Raw genomic sequence first — 17,453 nt, 5'->3', positions numbered from 1 at the left:
AGAACATGATGTGCTGGCGGACCGCTCTTCCATTCGGAGGGGCGGTCCGTACCGGGAATGCGTATGGAATTGGGGACTAGGAATATGGCGACCGTCGAAAAGATGCCGATGCTCCAGGAGGGCTATGACAAGCTCACCCAGGACCTGCGGCGTCTGAAAGAAGAGCGGCCGCTGATCGTCGACGCGATCGAGGAAGCGCGTGCTCATGGCGACCTGTCCGAAAACGCCGAATATCATGCGGCCAAGGAACGGCAGGGCCAGGTGGAGGCGACGATCGCCGACATCGAGGACAAGCTGAGCCGCGCGCAGATCATCGACCCGAAGGACCTGTCGGGCGACAAGATCGTGTTCGGGGCGACCGTCACGCTGCTCGACGAGGACGACAAACCGGTCAAATATCAGATCGTCGGCCAGACCGAGGCGGACGCCAAGACCGGCCGGATCAGCTACAACTCGCCGCTGGGCCGTGCGCTGATCGGGCGCAAGGTCGAGGAAGAGGTCGAGGTGACGGTGCCGTCGGGCGACCGCTATTACCTCGTCAACAAGATCGAGTTCATCTGATCTTATGAACTGGACAGCGGCGCGGGCGACGATGGCCATCGCGGTCGTGACGACGGCCGTGTCGCTGATCCTCATCCTGACCGGGATGGTGCCGGATGCGGCCGTCGCGGCGGGGTTCATCCCCCTTCGCTTCGAAGGCGCGGCGCTGCCCTCGGACTTCGGCTTTGCGGTGCCGACCATCCTGACGCCGCTGACGGCGACATTGGTCCATGGCGGCTTCGGGCATATCGCCTTCAATCTGGTGATGCTGGTCTATTGCGGCGCACAGACCGAACGCGCGCTGGGTCCGCGCGGGATTTCGATCCTGTATGTCGTCGGCGCCTACGCGGCGGCGCTGGCGCAATATTTCCCCGATCCCGGCTCACCGATGCCGATGATCGGCGCGAGCGGCGCGATCTCGGCCATTGTCGGCGCCTATGCCTTGCTGTTCGGACGGCGGCGCGCGACCCGTGGCTTTGCTGGTCTGTCGGCGGAGTTCGTCCATGTGCTGTGGCTGGCGGCGGGGTGGATCGGGATCCAGTTGCTGCTTGGCTATGCCGGAATGGGCATGGGCGCGATTGCGGTGGCCGCGCATATCGGTGGGTTCATCGCAGGGCTGCTATTCGCCAAGCCCTTGCTGTTGTGGCGCTATCGTAACGCCTGAGGTGGGTCGGGTCTTATCCCGCCCTTCGTTCAGCCCAAGCGGGGTCGAAGGCCATGCTTCAACTCCGCCCGGCACCAGCCGTCTTTCCGTGCACTTCGACTTCGCTCAGTGTGAACGGAGGGCTGGGGTGTGTGGCGTTCGGGGTTGATAGGACCAGTTTCCCATCCCACCGCCGTTCAGCCTGAGCGAAGTCGAAGGCCACGCCCCCGACTTCGCTCCGAACCAATCAGCCCAGCGTCGGCTCCAGAAGCCGGTGCAGATGCACCACGACGAACTTCATCTCCGCATCGTCCACGGTCCGCTGCGCGGCGGCGCGCCATGCCTTTTCGGCACTGGCATAGTCGGGGAAGATACCGACCACTTCGAGGTTCGAGGGATCGGCGAAATCAAGGGTCTGCGGGTCGCTGACGCGGCCGCCGAACACGAGGTGCAGCTTGCTCATGGTGTCTCCTGAGGGTTTACGCTGGACCCTAGCGGCAAGCGCTCTTCGATTGAAGACGCTCTTTCGCACGCGCAGCACTTTGTAACGGTCCCCGGGTAACGGTCCCTTGGCAACGGTCAGTCATTGGCAGGCGCGGTCTTTCCATCCTAGGGTGACGCCATGACCCAGCAGCATAGTTCCTCTTACGACATCGTTATCGTCGGCACCGGCCATGCGGGCGCACAGGCCGCGATCGCGCTGCGGCAGGAGGGTTTCGGCGGCACGATCGCGCTCGTCGGGGAAGAAGATGTCCCGCCCTATGAGCGGCCGCCGCTGTCGAAGGAATATCTGGCCGGCGACAAGCCGTTCGAGCGTATCCTGATCCGGCCCGAACGCTTCTGGGCCGAGCGCGATGTCACGCTGCGGCTGGGCAAGCGGATCGTCGCGGTCGATGGCGAGGCGCGGTGCCTGACCAGCGCGGCCGGCGAAAGGATCGCCTATGGCACGTTGATCTGGGCGGCGGGTGGCCATGCGCGCCGGCTGAGCTGCGAGGGCCATGCCTTGCGCGGCGTGCATTCGGTGCGAACCCGCGCCGATGTCGACCGGCTGGTCGCGGAACTGCCCTCGGTTCGCGAGGTCGTCGTGATCGGCGGCGGCTATATCGGCCTGGAGGCGGCAGCCGTGCTGACCAAGTTCGGCAAGCATGTGACCATCGTCGAGGCGCAGGACCGCGTGCTCGCGCGTGTCGCGGGCGAGGCGCTGTCGCGCTTCTACGAGGCGGAGCACCGCGCGCACGGGGTCACCATCCGGCTGAACGAGCAGGTCGACGGCATCGAGGGGGAGGGGCATGTCAGCGGCGTCCGCCTTGCGGATGCGTCCGTCCTGCCGGCGCAGATGGTGATCGTCGGCATCGGCATCGTGCCCGCCGTGGAACCGCTGATCGCGGCCGGGGCGGCGGGGGACAATGGCGTGACGGTCGATGCGCAGGGGCGGACGAGCCTGTCGCATGTCTTCGCCATCGGGGACTGTGCCGCCCATGCCAATGCCTTTGCCGATGGCGCGACGATCCGGCTGGAGTCCGTACAGAACGCCAATGACCAGGCCATGGTCGTCGCGCGGACGATCATGGGGCGCGAAGTCGCCTATCATGCGGTGCCGTGGTTCTGGTCGAACCAATATGACCTGAAGCTGCAGACGGTCGGGCTGTCGATCGGCCATGACCAGGCGATACTGCGCGGCGATCCCGCGACGCGCAGCTTCTCGGTCGTCTATCTGCGCGGTGGCCGGGTGATCGCGCTAGACTGTGTCAATGCGATGCGCGACTTTGTGCAGGGCAAGGCGCTGGTCGCCGACGGTGCGGTCCTGTCGGTCAAGGCGCTGGCCGATGCGACGCAGCCGCTCAAGACGCTGTGGCCGAAACTGGCCGGATGAGCGGACGGGGCGCCTCCGAATAAAATTTCCGTCATGATATGTTGTAACAATGCAATTGCCCGGATATGCGCGCCGTCACGGGAGAATTGCATGTCCATCTACCACCGATCCATTGCTCGGCGGCTTGCGCCGCTGTCCTTGCTCGCCCTGATCCTGGGCGCCGTGCCCGCGTTGGCGCAGGCGACGTCGGACGAGGACGATCACGGCGATATCGTCGTGCTGGGGACGCGCTCGGATCGCGACACCACGCTCGGCTCCGATCTGCTCACGCGGCGCATGTCGCAATCGAGCCGCTCGCTGGAGCGCGATCTGCTCGTGGCCAATGGCACATACCGCCTGTCGGACGCACTGGAGCTGTTCAGCGGGATCAGTCAGCAGAATAACCGCGGCGGCTTCATCGACAATTTTGCGATCCGGGGCTTTCTGGGCACGCCCGATGGCGGGGCGGAATATTATATCGACGGCTTCCTGGCCAATCGCGGCCTGGCACCGCCGCGCGACCCGGCGACGACCGAGCGGATCGAGGTGCTGAAGGGCCCCTCGGGCGCGGTGTTCGGCGATATCGACCCGGCCGGGCGCGTCAACATCGTGTCGAAGACGCCGCGCTTCACCTCCGCCGTCAATGCGACCGTCCTTTATGGATCGTTCGACACGCGGCGCGCCGAACTGGACGTGACCGGGCCGCTGTCCGCCACGCTGGCGGGCCGGATCGTGGTGGCAGGCGAGGATTCGGACGGCTATCGCGACTTCACCAACCCGTCGCGCCGTGTCGTCTCCCCGTCGCTGACCTGGGCGCCGGGGGCGGATACCAAGCTGACCGCGCTGGCCGAATATACGACCTTCGACTCCGCCTTCGACCGGGGTGTGGCTGCTATCCGGGGCGATGCATTGGCGGTGCCCGCCAACCGTTATTTCGGCGAGCCGAAGGATGGCCTGACGCGCGCGCGCAACACGCGGCTGCAACTGACCGGCGAGCAGGGGCTGGGGGGCGAATGGTCGCTGAACGGCGGCGTGGTCTGGCGCTATGCCACGCTGCGCGGCCTATCCAGCGACCAGTCGCGGCTGGTGAACAACACGACCCTGTGGCGGCAGCGGCGCGAGCGCGGTTACGAGTCCACCGACCTGTCGGCCCGACTGGAACTGGCGGGGCGGTTCGAGGCGTGGGGCGTGCATCACCCCAGCCTGGGCGTCAAAGGCTATACGCTCGACTATCTGGAACTGCTGCGGCGCCGGAGCCCGAACGCCGCCAACCCCTATGCCGTCAATGTGTTCGACCCCGTCTATGGCCAGCCGGCACCGACGGTCCTGCCCTTCACTGATCAGCGCGAGACTCGGGTCGCCGGGGCCATCTACCTTCAGGACATGTGGGATGTCAGCGCGCGGCTGACCCTGACCGGTGGCGTGCGCTATGATGCGTATCGCCAGAAGCTGCGGCGCAACCTGACCGGCTTCACGACCGAGGTGACGGGCGATCCGGTCAAGTTCCGGGTCGGCGCCCGGTATCGCCTGACGGACACGGTCGCGGTTCATGCCAATTGGGGCGAGTCCTATCTGCTCAATTCCGGGAGCGGACGCCCTGATACGGCCAATCCGCAAGGCGCCGCTTTCGGTCCCGAAGAGGCAAAGGGCTATGAACTGGGTGTTGCGGGGCGGTGGCGCGGGATCAACGTGGCGGCGACCTTCTTCGATATCGAAAAGCGCAATATCCTGACCAACGATCCGGTCGATCCCAATTTCCTGGCACCGGTCGGGTCGTTGAAGAGCCGGGGCGTCGAGCTGGATGCCTCGCTGAACCTCGCCGGGCATTGGCAAGTGGTCGCCAATTACGCCTATATCGACGCTCGCGCCGACGACCGGACCTTCGCCACGCCGGACGTGCTGAACGTCGCCAAACATTCCGGAACGCTTCTTGTGGTCGGTCGCTATCCGACCCCCTGGGGCACCGACTGGTCGGTGACGGCGGGCGCGGCCTATGTCGGCGACCGGGCCGGCGCGGTGGACAGCAGCGGCCTGCGCCTGCCCGCCTATACCAAGGCCAAGATCGCGGGAGAGATCGGCGTGACGCCCGCGCTGACCGTGCGCGCGGAGGCGGACAATCTGTTCGATGTCCATTATGCGATGAGTTCGTACAGCCCGGTCTGGGTCTATCCCGGCGCCCCGCGCACGGTCCGGGTTTCGGCGCGCCTCGCCTTTTGAAACAGGGTCTTGCGTTCCGCCAGCGCACTATGTCAGACTTAATGCAAAGGTTTGCAGGAGAGTTTGATGCGCTGGCGGAATGCGATTCTGGCAGGGGTGGCCATGGCCGCGCTCGCCACTCCGATTGCGGCGAAGGTGACGGCACCCACGGACGCCAAGGTGTTCCGCCTGGATGGCGGCGGCGTGACCTATGCCATGGGGGTGGATGAGAAGGGGTATCTCCAGCCGCTCTACTGGGGTGCCGCGCTGGCCGATGGCGATCCGCTGATCTCGGGCGATCCGGTCAAGACGGGCGACCCGATCGTGTTGAAGGCGCCGGGCGAATTGTCGGGCTTCGACCCCGCCGGCTCGGTCACGCTTCAGGAGTTTCCGGGGCAGGGCGAAGGACTGGTGAGCGAGCCCGGCGTCAAGGCGCTGTTCGCCGACGGCAATCGCGACCTTGTCCTGAAATATCGCAGCCACCGCGCGAGCGGCGAGACGCTGACCATCGAGCTGGCCGATATCCGCCGCCCGCTATTCGTCACGCTGACCTACACGATCGACCCTGTGACCGGCATCGTCGCGCGATCGGCGAAGGTCCGCAACGGCGACGCCAAGCCGGTGCGGGTCGATCAGCTGGCGGCGGCGGTTTATTCGCTGCCGGTCGGTGACGATTACCGCCTCCATTATCTGACCGGCCGTCACGCAGCCGAATGGACGCAGAAGGTCGTGCCGGTCGAAGCGGCCGAGACCGTGCTGGAGAGCCGTCGCGGCTCGACCGGCCATGGCAACAATCCCTGGTTTGCCATCGGCCGCGAAGGACTGACCAGCGAGGAGCATGGCCCCGTCTGGTATGGCGCGCTCGCCTGGTCGGGATCGTTCCGGATCAGCGTGGCGTCGGACAATCTGGGCCGGGTGCGGATCGCGGGCGGTTACAACCCTTACGACTTTTCCTGGACGCTGAAGCCGGGCGAGACGCTGGACACGCCGGTCTTCTATGCGGGCTATTCGGGCGCGGGGCTGGGCGGCGCGTCGCGGACATTCCATGAATTCGAGGTCGCGCACATCCTTCCGCACGGTACCAAGGCGCGGTTGCGTCCGGTCCTTTACAACAGCTGGGAGGCGACCGCCTTCGACGTGACCGAGGCGGGGCAGATGGCGCTGGCTGAGAAGGCGGCGAAGATCGGGGTCGAGCGCTTCGTGGTCGATGACGGCTGGTTCGGCGCGCGCAACAGCGACAAGGCGGGGCTGGGCGACTGGACGGTCAATCCGACCAAATTCCCCAATGGCCTGAAACCCCTGATCGACCGGGTGAAGGGGCTAGGCATGGATTTCGGCCTGTGGGTCGAGCCCGAGATGGTCAATGTCGACAGCGACCTGTACCGCGCGCATCCCGACTGGGTGCTGAACTTCCCCGGCCGCCCGCGGACCGAGGGGCGCAACCAGCTCGTCCTCAACCTGGCGCGCACCGACGTCCGCGATCACCTGCTGGCCGTGCTCGACAAGCTGGTCAGCGAGAATGACATCGCGTTTCTGAAATGGGATTATAACCGTAACTGGACGGAGGCCGGCTGGCCCGAACAGCCGGTGGCCGATCAGCAGCGTGTCTATGTCGATTATGTCCGCAACCTGTATTTCATCCTCTCCGAACTGCGGCGGCGGCACCCCAAGCTGGAGATCGAGGCCTGTTCGGGCGGCGGCGGGCGCGTCGACCTGGGGATCATCGGGCTGACCGACGAGGTTTGGCCGTCGGACAATACCGACCCGGCCGACCGGCTGACCATCCAGGACGGCTTCACCCGCGCCTATCCGGTGGCGGTCATGATGGCCTGGGTCACCGACAGCCCGAACTGGGCGAATACGCGCGTGACCAGCCTTGACTATCGGTTCCTGTCGTCGATGCAGGGCGGGCTGGGCATCGGGGCCAATCTGGACAAATGGGCGGAGGCGGACTTCGCCACCGCGCGCAAATGGGTGGCGGCGTACAAGACCATCCGCGAGACGGTGCAGCGCGGCGCGCTCTACCGCCTGGAGTCGCCGACCGGCGACAATGCGACTTCGGCCACCATGTATGTCGGGCAGGACAAGCGCCAGGCGGTGCTGTTCCAGATGCTGCATTCGTCGATGTGGCGCGACAATCCGGCGGCGATCCATGCGCGGGGGCTGGACCCGGCGCGGATGTACGCCGTGCGGATGCTTGATGGCTCGGCCCGACCGGCGGGCGTGCCGGCGAGGGCGTCGGGTGCCTATTGGATGAACCGGGGTTTGCGCGCGCCGCTGAAGGGCGATTATGTTGGAACGGCGTTCGTCTTCGAGGTGGCGGACTGAGTGGTGCGGGGATGAAGCTCGGCCACATCGACGTTGAGGGATGCTTTTCTTCCCTCGCCCCTCTTTGAGGGGAGAGGGTTGCGCAGACTTGGTCTTTGCGAAAGCAAAGGCTTAGTCGGAGCTGGGTCAGGGGTGTGCGCTCGCTGGTGCGAGGGTGCGAGCCTTCCGGCTCGCTCAACCCCTCACCCAAGCTGCGCTAGCCAGCAAAGCTGGCAAGCTCCGCTAACCCTCTCCCCTGTCCAGGGGAGAGGGAAGGAAGCACAGCCCTGAAGGTCGTCAAAGCCGAGACGCTCCACACTTGACGAACATCCACTTGGCGGACGACCATCGTCGCGCAAGGGGAGTGGGGTCGATGGTCAGGAAGACGATAGGACTGGCAGCACTGCTGCTGGCCGGGTGCGGGCAGGCGACGGTCCAAAAGACGGCCGAAAAGCTAAGCACGTTCGACGTAGCCGAGCCACCGGCGGAATCGCCCGGACCTTCGGCGAGCAAGCCGCAGATCGCCTATAGCTATACCGTGTCCTACGCCTTTGATCGGCCCAACGTCGCCGAGGTCCAGGGCGAGCAACTGGCGCTATGCCGCCAGTTGGGCAGTGCGAAGTGCATGGTGGTTCGGTCGAGCCTGCACACGCCCGGTCCGAATGAGCGTTTCTCCGCCGACCATGCGGTGCTGCTGGTCGATGCGCGGATCGCCCCGGATGTGAACCGGCGGCTGGACGCCTTGGCGAGCAAGGGCGACGCACGATTGTCCGAGCGCCAGTCGACCGCCGAGGACGTCACGCGGCAGGTGATCGACGCCGATGCCAAGGTCCGCGCGAAACAGGCACTGGCCGAGCGGTTGCTGGCCATCATCCGGTCGGGCAAGGGCAATGTCGGCGAACTGGTCCAGGCCGAGCGCGCCTATGCGACCACCCAGGAGGAACTGGACGCCGCGCGTCAGGAACGGGCCAGCCTGGCGCAGCGCGTCGCCATGTCCTCGGTGACGATCGACTATATCTATGACGAGGGCCTCGCATCGTCCTCGGCGATCGGTACCAGCCTGCGTTCGGCGGGGGATACGCTCAGCCACAGCATCGCCACGCTGGTGACGGCGATCGTGGCGGGGCTGCCCTGGCTGGTCGTCGGCGTACCGCTGCTCCTGCTGCTACGCCGGATTTTCCGCAAGCGCGGCTGGCGCCTGCCGCGATGGCGGCGCGTGGCATCACCGGGCGAATGATCGTCGCGGCCCAGGTCGCGGCCGCGCCGCCGCCCGCAGCTGGACCGGCGGGGGCCGTGGCGTCCGCCGGCCCGGTCGGTCCGGTGCTGCTGACCCGGCATTCCTGTCCCGCCGATACTGGCACTGGCGAGGTAGTGGTCTGTGGACGCAAGGACCAGTCGTCCTTCCGCCTAGGCCCGGAGCCTGCGCCGCCCCCGGCCGACAATCTCCTGTCGCGCCCGCTTCGCCTACAGATCGCGCCGGGCGTCACGTTCGGCTTTCAAAGGGGCGGTGGTTTCGGTCTGCGCACCGAGTTCGGGCCGGGCCGGAAAAGCGGCGAAGACGAACGATAGGCCGGGCGCGCTTCCGATGGGCCAGTCTCTCCCCATCGCTGCTACACGGCGTATCGGTGCGGAACGGTGGAGATTCGCGTGACGACACGGGCCGGGGGCGAAGGGCGGCGGGGCATGGCACATGGCGTGACCCGTGCCCTGCGAATGCTGGGACGACGGCTGGAGCTGCGGTCGTTCAACCTGGCGCCGGAGCATCTGAACCGCGCCGAGGGATATCGCGGGGCGGTGGCGGTCGCCCTGCCGTTGGCCCTGGCGATCGGGACGGGGCGAAGCGAGTGGGGATGGGCGGTCTATGCCGCCTTCTGGACCTGTCTGTGCGATGTGCCGGGGCCGGACCGGTTGCGGCGACGTCTGCTCGGGCTGTTCGTAGTCGGGGGTATGGCGGTCGCACTGGCCGGATCCTGGGCGGCGTCGATCGCGCCTCATGCGGCGATGATTGTCGGCCCGCTCCTCGTCTTCCTGGCGACGATGGCGGCGGCGCGGCTGCCGTTCGGCGGCCTGGTCGGCACGCTGTGCGGCGTGGTGGCGGTCGTCGCGGTCGGCTTTCCGCATGACCTTGCCGCCGCGGCCCGGCTGGCGACGGCGTTCTTCGCCGGGGGGGCCTGGAGCTATGTCCTCATCAACCTGCTCTGGCGGATCGACGCCGCCGATCCGCTGCGCCGCGCGACCCGGGCGGTGGGGGCGCGATTGCTGGACATGGCTGATGATCTGGCCGGGCTACGCGAGCGTCCCCACCGGGACGCGCAGTGGCGCAGCGACCATGCCGAGCATCGGCGCGCGGTGCGGCTGGCGATCGAGCGGTTCCGCGATGTGCTGGTCCGCTTCGAGGGCGAACCGGGCCCGGCGGCGCTGGCGCGGCGCGAGCTGGCGGCGGCGGAGACGATATTCGGGGCGCTGCTGGCCCTGGACCAGGCCTGTATAGATCGCTGGGGTCGTGTCGAGGAGCGGGTCGCGCTCGCCGAGGCGTGCCACCGTGCCGTGGCGCTGTGGTGCGCGGACCTGCGTCGCCGGCACCGGGCCGAGGCGATGTTGGCAGAGGCTCGCACGACGATGCGGCGCATACAGGCCGACATGACGGATCCCGTGTTCCGGGGCTGTGCGGCGGCGTTCGGAGACGCGTTCGCCCTGCTGACCGAAGGCGATGCCGAAACGGAGGCGCATCCGACCGCGCCGGCAAGCGAGGCGGAGGCCGAAACCGGCCGGCGGGCGGCGATGGTCCGGCAGGGGCTGCGCCAGGCCGGGGGGCTCATCATGGTCTATTATGCCGCCGCGACCTTCGGGCTGGGTTATCCCTATTGGGCGGCAATGGCGGTGATCGTCGTGCTGCAGGGCGATGTCCGGGTGACATGGTCGCGGTGCCTGGAGCGGATATTGGGGAGCCTTTTGGGCGGTGTCCTGGCCATGACGCTGCCGCTGCTGGGCGGCGGGCCGGTCGTGCCCGCGCTGGCGGCGGTGGTGCTGACCGCGATCACCATGGCGCTGCGCTCGGTCAACTACACCATTTTCGTGATGTTCCTGACGATGCTCTTCGTCTTGGTGACGGACATGCTCCATCCCGGCGTCGGCATCGCCTCTGCGCGGGTTGTCGACAATGTGGTGGGCAGCGTGGCCGCACTGCTGGCGGTCTTTGCCTTTCGCCCCGATTTCGGTCCGCCGCTGCCCCGGCGGATCGAGGCCGGGATCGACGCCCATCGCCGTTATGGCGAGGCGGTGGAGAGCGATCGTCCCATCGCGGCGATCGAGGCCGCGCGTCGGGCCGCGGGGCGTGCCAGCGTCGAGGCGGAGATCGCCGCGCATGATCTGAGCGGCTGGCTGCACCGGCTGATCCGGCGCGAGGCCGATCTGGCGGCGTTGCAGGACATGCGCAACCTGGCCGGGCGCGCCGCCATGGCGTGGCATGCAAGGATGAGCACCCGGCCGGAGGAGTGATGCCTGAGCGCCAGCCGATCAGCGCGCCAGCGCGCGCTCGGTATCCTCGCGGGCCTGCTCGACCAACACGATCGTCGCCGCGCGGGCGGCCGCCGCGTCCGAATCCGCGATGGCGGCGAACAGGTGGCGATGCTCGGGCATGGAATCGCGGGGCAGCTTGGCGCTGCGATGCTTGTAGAGCGTCGTCCAGCGAACCGCCGCGCCGATGCTGCCCGACAGGCTGATCAGCAGCTCGTTGCCCGTCGCCTCCAGGATGATGTTGTGGAACAGCTGGTCGGCCGCACGGCCCTGTTCGGTGTGCAGGCCATGCTCGCCCATCGCCTCCAGCGCGGCGCCCATGCGCGACAGCTGGCGGGTGTCGCGCTTCACGGCGGCCAGTTCGGCGGCGGCGGGCTCGACGATCAGACGGAGCTGGAACAGGCTGGTGACGAAACCGGCGGGCGGCTCGCCCTCGAACATCCAGGCGAGCAGTTCGGGGTCGAGCAGGTTCCACTCCAGCCGCTCGCGCACCCGCGTCCCGGCCTTGGGCTTGCTGACCACCAGCCCCTTGGCCGACAACATGCGCAGCGCCTCGCGCACGACCGAGCGCGACATGCCGCGCTGTTCGGCGATCTCGACCTCGCCGGGCAGGGTGGAGCCGGTGGGAATCCGGCCGGTCACGATGGCGACACCGATATCCCGCGCCAGCGCGCTGTGTGCGGGTCCGCGTCGCTTCACTGTCGTCACTCGGATGGTTCCTCCCCGGTTCGGCGGGGCATTGCCCCGTCCATGCTGTCAGATGGCCGTGTTGTCAGACCTTTCTTTCTATGGACCGTCCGGCAGAAAGAAAAGCACGGGATCAAGGGGCATAGCCTTGCCTGCTGAATGATACCATGTATCATTGGTGGCATCCACCGGTTGCCCTGCGCCGCGCGGCGCGGCACGATGGGGCATCAACCGATCCATGAGGGGGATCTGTCATGACGTTGCGTAACCTTTTGTTGGCCGCGAGCACGCTCGCCATCCTGAGCCCCGCCGCCGCCCAGCAATCCAGCCCGCCGACCGCGCCGGTCCGGATCGTCACCGACTCCACGGTCAGCGACATCCCGCCCCACTTCACGCCGCCGACCAACGTCGCCGAGCGCGACTATATCAAGCGCGAGGTGATGATCCCGATGCGCGACGGGGTGAAGCTCTACACCGTCATCGTCATCCCCAAGGATGCGGTGAACGCACCCATCGTGCTGACCCGCACCCCCTATAATGCGGCGGGCCGCGCCAAGCGGTCGGACAGCACCAAGATGATCGAGGCGCTACCGCTGGCCGACGAGGAGTTCGTCAAGGCGGGCTATATCCGCGTCTATCAGGACATTCGCGGCAAATATGGCTCCGAGGGCGACTATGTCGTCACGCGCCCGGTGATCGGCCCGCTCAATGCGACGAAGGTCGATCACACGACCGATGCCTATGACACGATCGACTGGCTGGTGAACAAGGCGAACCTGCCCCAGTCGAACGGCCGGGTCGGCATGATCGGTTCGTCCTATGAGGGCTTTACGGTCGTCATGGCGCTGCTCAACCCGCATCCCGCGCTGAAGGTCGCCGCACCCGAAAGCCCGATGATCGACGGCTGGATGGGCGACGACTGGTTCCATTACGGCGCGTTCCGCCTCGCCAATATCGGCTGGATCGGCGCGCAGACCGGCTACAAGGGCGAAGGCAAGGCCCCGTCGAGCGGCGGATACGACGATTACGAGAATTTCCGCTACGGCTCGGCCAATGACTGGGCGAAGAAGTCGGGTTACGACCAGCTGCCTTTCTGGCAGCGTATCGTCCAGCATCCGTCCTATGATTTCTACTGGCAGGGCCAGGCGCTCGACAAGCTGCTGGCGGCGAACCCCTCCAACGTGCCGACCCTCTGGGAACAGGGACTGTGGGACCAGGAGGACATGTACGGCGCCATCCATAGCTGGGAAGCGCTGAAGGCCAAGGGGAAGCTCGGCAACAACTTCCTGGTGATGGGCCCGTGGCGGCACAGCCAGATCAACCGGACCGGCACCAGCCTGGGCCCGTTCCAGTGGAATGGCGACACCGCCAAGCAGTTCCGCGAAGACATGGTCCTGCCGCTGTTCAACCAGTATCTGAAGGACGGCCCCGCCGCCAACCTGCCCAGCGCCGCCATCTACAACACGGGTGAGAATCACTGGGACAAGCTGACCCAGTGGCCGCTCGCTTGCCAGAGCGGCTGTACGACGCCACTGACCCCGCTCTATCTGGCGGACGGCAAGGGTTTGAGCTTCGACAAGCCGGGGGCGGGACAGGATGCCTATGTCTCCGACCCCGCCAATCCGGTGCCGCATCTGTCGCGGCCGGTCAGTTTCGACGATGGCCGCTGGGGCGACTGGCTGGTCAGCGATCAGCGCCATGTGGACGGTCGCAGCGACGTCGTGACCTATACGACGCCGGTCCTGACCAAGGCGGTGCGCGTGTCCGGCGTGCCGTTTGCCGATCTGTTCGCGCGGACGACCGGCACCGATGGCGATTTCGTGGTGAAGATCATCGACGTGCTGCCGCCTGAAAATGCGGTGGATCCGAAGATGGGCGGCTATGAACTGCCGATCAGCCTCGACATCTTCCGCGGTCGCTATCGTAACAGCTTCTCCAACCCGACCGCGATCCCGGCGGGCAAGGTGCAGGAGTATAAGTTCCGCCTGCCCGCCGTGAACCATGTGTTCCAGCCGGGGCACCGGATCATGGTCCAGGTCCAATCGAGCCTGTTCCCGCTGTACGACCGCAACCCGCAGACCTTCGTCCCCAATATCTTCACCGCCAAGCCCGGCGATTACAAGAAGGCGACGATCACGCTGGAGCGCGGCGGCGCGAATGCCAGCCGGGTATGGTTGCCGGTGGTGCCGCTCGACCAGTCGGCGGTGATCGCGCGCTGATCCACCGGACGAGGTGAGGGGGCTCCCGCCCAGCATCATGTGCGGTTCGCCGCATCGCGGGCGGGGCCCCCTTGGATGGACGGATCGGTAGGGGTATTCGGTGAAGGTGCCGCCCATTTCGTCCCCGAGCCCCGTCCGGTCGCCGACCGGCGATATGATCGCCGCCGATCCCTGGCGCCATCTGGCCCTGGTCACGGCGGCGACCGAGCGGTTGATGATGGCGGACGATCCCGCCGTAATGCTCGAATCGCTGTTCGCGCTGATCCGCGACGAACTGGACCTCGATGTCTTTTTCCACTTCCGGCGCGACGGCGATGCGACACGACTGGCGGCTTCGGGCGGCCTGACCGGTGAGGAGCGCCAGGCGGCGGCCCTGCTGAAGATCGAGGGATCGGCCTGTGGACAGGCGATGTGCGAGCGGCGTGCACTGCATCTGACCGGTATCCAGCAGAGCGGCGAGGCCCGGACCGGCTTCGTCCGGTCGCTGGGCATCGAGGTCTATCTGTGTATGCCGATGCTGCATGGTGACGACCTGCTCGGCACGCTGGGGTTCGGCCGCCGCGCCGCGCGGCCCTTTGCCGAGGAGGAGCGGCGGCTGCTTTCGCTGCTTTGCCATTATGCCTCGCTGGCCCAGCATCGCTTGCGGATCGAGGAGGCGATGCGCCACGGGCTGGAGGCCCAAGCGCGATTGCTGGCGGAATTGAACCACCGGGTCCGCAACGCGCTTCAGGTGGCGATCGGCCTGGTTTCGCACGAAGCACGGCAGGCGGCCGACCCCGACACGCGCCGGGCGTTGCTCCGCGCGACAGAGCGGTTGCAGGTGCTCGCCAGCGCCCATCGCCCGCTTTACGCGACCGCCGATCCGGGGCTGGTCGACCTGTCGGCGTTGTTCGGCGACGTGATCGCGCAGCTGCGCGCCGACGGGCCGGAGGCGCGGATCGTCGCGGACCGGCAGATCGCGCTGCCGATCGAACGGGCTGTGGCGGCCGCGCTGCTGCTCGACGCAATGATGGCGCGGGCCGAAGGCGTGCCCGACATCGCCCTGACTGTTACCGAAGAGTCGGGCGGCGAAGAGGCGGGGAACGAAATACTGCGTATCTCGTTTGACGCGGCTGGATGGGGGCGGATCGCGGATCTGGTCGAACGAGATCGGCTGGTCGCACGGCTTTGCCACCAGCTGCGTGCGACCATGGCGAGCGAGGATGATGGGTGCCTGATCTTGGTCATGCCGCATGACGGTGGCGAACACGGGCATCGCCAGCCGCGCCAGTGACGATTTCAGCGCGGACGATCCGCTGAACCTGCTGATCATCGAGGACGAAGCGCTGGTCGCCATGCTGGTCGAGGACGCCCTGACCCTTCACGGGCACCGCGTGATCGGTATCGCGGACACGGTCGCGGCGGCGATTACGCTGGCAGAAACCGAGCGGCCCGACCTGGCCCTGTGCGACGTCAAGCTGGCCGAAGGCGATAGCGGCCTGACCGCCGCGCAGCTGCTCGCCGAGCGTGGCATCCCATGTGTTTTCCTCAGCGGAAATTGCCCCGAGCGCGGCGGCCATCCGCTGGTTATCGGCTGCATCGCCAAGCCGTTCCGGGCCGGCAGCCTGGGGGCCGCCGTTCGGGCGGCGCTGCGTGTCGCGCGGGGCGAATTGCCGAGCGATCCACCCGCCGCCCTGAAGCTTTACGGCGAAGGGCGATAGGCACCGAAACTCAGGGGTAAGCCATGGCACGCTGGCGGCGACACACAGGGCATTCAAGCCTCCGGCGTATTGTCGATCGCCTGTTCCATCTTGTCCAGAATGCGCGCGAATTGCGCAATTTCCTCGTCACTCAACAGTCCGAAGGCCTGGCCGATCAACGCGCGGCGAAGCGGTTCGGTCTGTTGCAGGACCTGTCGGCCATGTTCGGTGATGTCCAGCCGTTTGGCCCGCCGGTCGACGGGATCCGGCACCCGCACCACCAGCCCATCACGCTCCATCGTGTCGATCGCCTGCGTCACCGTGCGGGGGGCGAGGTCGAACCAGTCGGCGACATCGGCGGCGCGGACCGGCGCGTTGTTGGCGATGAAGTGGAGCATCTTCGTGCGCGCCAGCGACGCGCCCTGCGCCGCCATCTGTCGATCGAGCAGCCGGTGGAAGCGCAGATAGATACGGCTGTAGCGGACCGCCAGGGTTTCATGATCGGACATAATATGAGGTAGCTCAATAAATGGTCTTGCCTTATTGTGCAAGTGCGAGCAAATGCACCATCCAGTTCTATTGATTCCATCGACAGGGAGGCCGGGATGGCCGACGCAAACCAAGTGAATGAGGGGCAGGGCGCGGCCGAGAACGAGACGGCCGAGTCGGAGAACACCACCCCCGTATCGCCCGGCAAGAAGCGGCGTATCCGCATCATCCTGCTGGTCGTCGCCGCCGTCGCCATCATCGTCGGCGTGTTCTGGTACGCGAACTACAACAGCGTCGGTCAATATATGCAGTCGACCAACGACGCCTTCATCCAGGCCGATGCAGTGACGGTAGCGCCCAAGGTGTCAGGCTATGTCGACAAGGTGTTCGTCGGCGAAAACCAGAATGTCCAGGCGGGCCAGCCGCTGCTGCAGATCGACATCCGCGACTATCGTGCGCAGACCGCGCAGATCCAGGCGCAGATCGGTGTGGCGCGCGCCAATGTCGAGGGCGTGCAGGCGCAGATCAAGGAACAGCAGGCCGCGATCGACCGCTCCGAGGCCGATCTTCGCGCCGCGCAGAGCGACGCCGTCTTCGCCCAGGCCGAGGTCGCCCGCTACACCCCGCTCGCCGCGACGGGGGCGGAGAGCCGCGAGCGCCTGTCCCAGCTTCAGAACCAGGCGCGTCAGGCCAATGCCAAGGTCGCGGCGGCCAATGCCGCGTTGTCCGCGTCGCGTCGCCGTATCGGCACGCTCGAGGCGCAGGTCCAGCAGGCGCGTTCGCAGGGTCAGGCCGCGAAGGCGCAACTGGAGGCCGCGGACGTCAATCTGAACTCGACCCTGATCCGCGCCTCGATCGCGGGCCGAGTCGGCAACAAGACGGTGCGCGTCGGCCAGTTCCTGCAGGCCGGTACCCGGACCATGTCGATCGTGCCGGTCAACCAGCTCTATATAAACGCGAACTTCAAGGAGACGCAGCTGGGCCTGATGCGTCCGGGCCAGCCGGTGAAGATCGAGGTCGATGCACTGCCGGGCGTCGAAATCCATGGCCATGTCGAGAGCGTGGCGCCGGGCACCGGTGCGCAATTCTCGCTGCTGCCGCCGCAGAATGCGACCGGCAATTTCACCAAGATCGTGCAGCGCGTGCCCGTCCGTATCGCGGTCGACGCCGATGCGCAGACCCGTGCGCTGATGGTGCCGGGCATGTCGGTCGAGGTGATCGTCGACACCCGGTCCGCCAAGGGCGCGCTGAAGCGGATCGCCGAGCAGCAGGAGCAGCATAACGACGCGCGGCAGGGGGCGCAGGGCCGGTGAGCGCGGCCGCCG

At 66.8% G+C, this 17,453-nt stretch carries 15 protein-coding genes; 12 read left to right on the top strand and 3 right to left on the bottom strand.

What is annotated here, in order from left to right; translation table 11 throughout:
- Nucleotides 1-84 precede the first annotated feature (84 nt).
- Nucleotides 85-561 (top strand): transcription elongation factor GreA, encoded by a 477-nt coding sequence (greA, locus tag QZ546_RS12470; protein ID WP_294237952.1) that lies wholly within the window; start codon nucleotides 85-87, stop codon nucleotides 559-561.
- Nucleotides 562-565: 4 nt separating this feature from the next.
- Nucleotides 566-1,204: a rhomboid family intramembrane serine protease gene (locus QZ546_RS12465; RefSeq protein WP_294237949.1), complete on the top strand. Its 639-nt coding sequence runs from the start codon at nucleotides 566-568 to the stop codon at nucleotides 1,202-1,204.
- Between the two features lie 226 nt (nucleotides 1,205-1,430).
- Here QZ546_RS12465 and QZ546_RS12460 read toward each other — a convergent pair whose 3' ends face one another.
- A complete protein-coding gene (locus QZ546_RS12460; RefSeq protein ID WP_294237946.1) occupies nucleotides 1,431-1,646 on the bottom strand; it encodes a DUF4170 domain-containing protein in 216 nt (71 codons plus the stop codon).
- 159 nt (nucleotides 1,647-1,805) lie between these two features.
- Here QZ546_RS12460 and QZ546_RS12455 point away from each other — a divergent pair, with 159 nt between their 5' ends.
- The 6 genes from QZ546_RS12455 to QZ546_RS12430 all read left to right on the top strand — a co-directional run bounded on the left by QZ546_RS12455 (nucleotide 1,806) and on the right by QZ546_RS12430 (nucleotide 11,036).
- Nucleotides 1,806-3,056, top strand: coding sequence for an FAD-dependent oxidoreductase (locus QZ546_RS12455; protein ID WP_294237944.1), 1,251 nt, complete (start codon nucleotides 1,806-1,808; stop codon nucleotides 3,054-3,056).
- 90 nt (nucleotides 3,057-3,146) lie between these two features.
- Entirely contained in the window at nucleotides 3,147-5,252 is a 2,106-nt protein-coding gene (locus QZ546_RS12450) for a TonB-dependent siderophore receptor (protein ID WP_294237941.1), read from the top strand.
- 66 nt (nucleotides 5,253-5,318) lie between these two features.
- Nucleotides 5,319-7,559: an alpha-galactosidase gene (locus QZ546_RS12445; protein ID WP_294237938.1), complete on the top strand. Its 2,241-nt coding sequence runs from the start codon at nucleotides 5,319-5,321 to the stop codon at nucleotides 7,557-7,559.
- Nucleotides 7,560-7,911: 352 nt separating this feature from the next.
- Nucleotides 7,912-8,775 (top strand): DUF4349 domain-containing protein, encoded by an 864-nt coding sequence (locus tag QZ546_RS12440; protein WP_294237936.1) that lies wholly within the window; start codon nucleotides 7,912-7,914, stop codon nucleotides 8,773-8,775.
- The gene (locus QZ546_RS12435; protein ID WP_294237932.1) at nucleotides 8,772-9,107 is read left to right on the top strand and encodes a hypothetical protein; all 336 of its coding nucleotides are present in this window, start codon (nucleotides 8,772-8,774) and stop codon (nucleotides 9,105-9,107) included. Before QZ546_RS12440 ends, QZ546_RS12435 begins: the two co-directional genes overlap by 4 nt.
- Before the next feature lie 78 nt (nucleotides 9,108-9,185).
- Complete coding sequence (locus tag QZ546_RS12430; RefSeq protein ID WP_294237930.1) at nucleotides 9,186-11,036, top strand: FUSC family protein; 1,851 nt, start codon at nucleotides 9,186-9,188, stop codon at nucleotides 11,034-11,036.
- An 18-nt stretch (nucleotides 11,037-11,054) separates the two neighbouring features.
- Here QZ546_RS12430 and QZ546_RS12425 read toward each other — a convergent pair whose 3' ends face one another.
- Nucleotides 11,055-11,762: a FadR/GntR family transcriptional regulator gene (locus QZ546_RS12425; protein WP_294237928.1), complete on the bottom strand. Its 708-nt coding sequence runs from the start codon at nucleotides 11,760-11,762 to the stop codon at nucleotides 11,055-11,057.
- 233 nt (nucleotides 11,763-11,995) lie between these two features.
- On the opposite strand from QZ546_RS12425, the gene QZ546_RS12420 reads away from it, so the two are divergent.
- From QZ546_RS12420 to QZ546_RS12410, 3 genes are all read left to right on the top strand, one after another.
- Nucleotides 11,996-13,960, top strand: coding sequence for a CocE/NonD family hydrolase (locus QZ546_RS12420; protein WP_294237926.1), 1,965 nt, complete (start codon nucleotides 11,996-11,998; stop codon nucleotides 13,958-13,960).
- 100 nt (nucleotides 13,961-14,060) lie between these two features.
- On the top strand, nucleotides 14,061-15,233 hold the full coding sequence (locus QZ546_RS12415) for a histidine kinase dimerization/phosphoacceptor domain -containing protein (RefSeq protein WP_294237921.1): 1,173 nt from the start codon (nucleotides 14,061-14,063) through the stop codon (nucleotides 15,231-15,233).
- The gene (locus tag QZ546_RS12410) at nucleotides 15,193-15,660 is read left to right on the top strand and encodes a response regulator (protein WP_294237919.1); all 468 of its coding nucleotides are present in this window, start codon (nucleotides 15,193-15,195) and stop codon (nucleotides 15,658-15,660) included. Before QZ546_RS12415 ends, QZ546_RS12410 begins: the two co-directional genes overlap by 41 nt.
- 53 nt (nucleotides 15,661-15,713) lie before the next feature.
- On the opposite strand, the gene QZ546_RS12405 is transcribed toward QZ546_RS12410, so the two are convergent.
- On the bottom strand, nucleotides 15,714-16,148 hold the full coding sequence (locus QZ546_RS12405) for a MarR family winged helix-turn-helix transcriptional regulator (protein ID WP_294237916.1): 435 nt from the start codon (nucleotides 16,146-16,148) through the stop codon (nucleotides 15,714-15,716).
- 96 nt (nucleotides 16,149-16,244) lie between these two features.
- Between QZ546_RS12405 and QZ546_RS12400 the strand changes: the two genes are divergently transcribed.
- Nucleotides 16,245-17,441 carry an HlyD family secretion protein gene (locus tag QZ546_RS12400; protein ID WP_294237913.1) on the top strand — a complete coding sequence of 399 codons (1,197 nt, stop codon included), beginning with the start codon at nucleotides 16,245-16,247 and terminating at the stop codon, nucleotides 17,439-17,441.
- The last annotated feature ends 12 nt before the right edge of the window (nucleotides 17,442-17,453 follow it).

This window comes from uncultured Sphingomonas sp. (assembly GCF_913062585.1).
In the GTDB taxonomy this organism is placed as follows: domain Bacteria; phylum Pseudomonadota; class Alphaproteobacteria; order Sphingomonadales; family Sphingomonadaceae; genus Sphingomonas.
This window is presented reverse-complemented; position numbering and strand designations above follow the sequence as displayed.

Bases quoted from the DNA above. Each gene is read 5' to 3' on its own strand.
- QZ546_RS12465 (WP_294237949.1), top strand. From the start codon at position 566: ATGAACTGGACAGCGGCGCGGGCGACGATGGCCATCGCGGTCGTGACG.
- QZ546_RS12450 (WP_294237941.1), top strand. From the start codon at position 3,147: ATGTCCATCTACCACCGATCCATTGCTCGGCGGCTTGCGCCGCTGTCC.
- QZ546_RS12435 (WP_294237932.1), top strand. From the start codon at position 8,772: ATGATCGTCGCGGCCCAGGTCGCGGCCGCGCCGCCGCCCGCAGCTGGA.
- QZ546_RS12400 (WP_294237913.1), top strand. From the start codon at position 16,245: ATGGCCGACGCAAACCAAGTGAATGAGGGGCAGGGCGCGGCCGAGAAC.
- QZ546_RS12410 (WP_294237919.1), top strand. From the start codon at position 15,193: ATGACGGTGGCGAACACGGGCATCGCCAGCCGCGCCAGTGACGATTTC.
- QZ546_RS12455 (WP_294237944.1), top strand. From the start codon at position 1,806: ATGACCCAGCAGCATAGTTCCTCTTACGACATCGTTATCGTCGGCACC.
- QZ546_RS12405 (WP_294237916.1), bottom strand. From the start codon at position 16,148: ATGTCCGATCATGAAACCCTGGCGGTCCGCTACAGCCGTATCTATCTG.
- greA (WP_294237952.1), top strand. From the start codon at position 85: ATGGCGACCGTCGAAAAGATGCCGATGCTCCAGGAGGGCTATGACAAG.
- QZ546_RS12440 (WP_294237936.1), top strand. From the start codon at position 7,912: ATGGTCAGGAAGACGATAGGACTGGCAGCACTGCTGCTGGCCGGGTGC.
- QZ546_RS12445 (WP_294237938.1), top strand. From the start codon at position 5,319: ATGCGCTGGCGGAATGCGATTCTGGCAGGGGTGGCCATGGCCGCGCTC.
- QZ546_RS12420 (WP_294237926.1), top strand. From the start codon at position 11,996: ATGACGTTGCGTAACCTTTTGTTGGCCGCGAGCACGCTCGCCATCCTG.
- QZ546_RS12460 (WP_294237946.1), bottom strand. From the start codon at position 1,646: ATGAGCAAGCTGCACCTCGTGTTCGGCGGCCGCGTCAGCGACCCGCAG.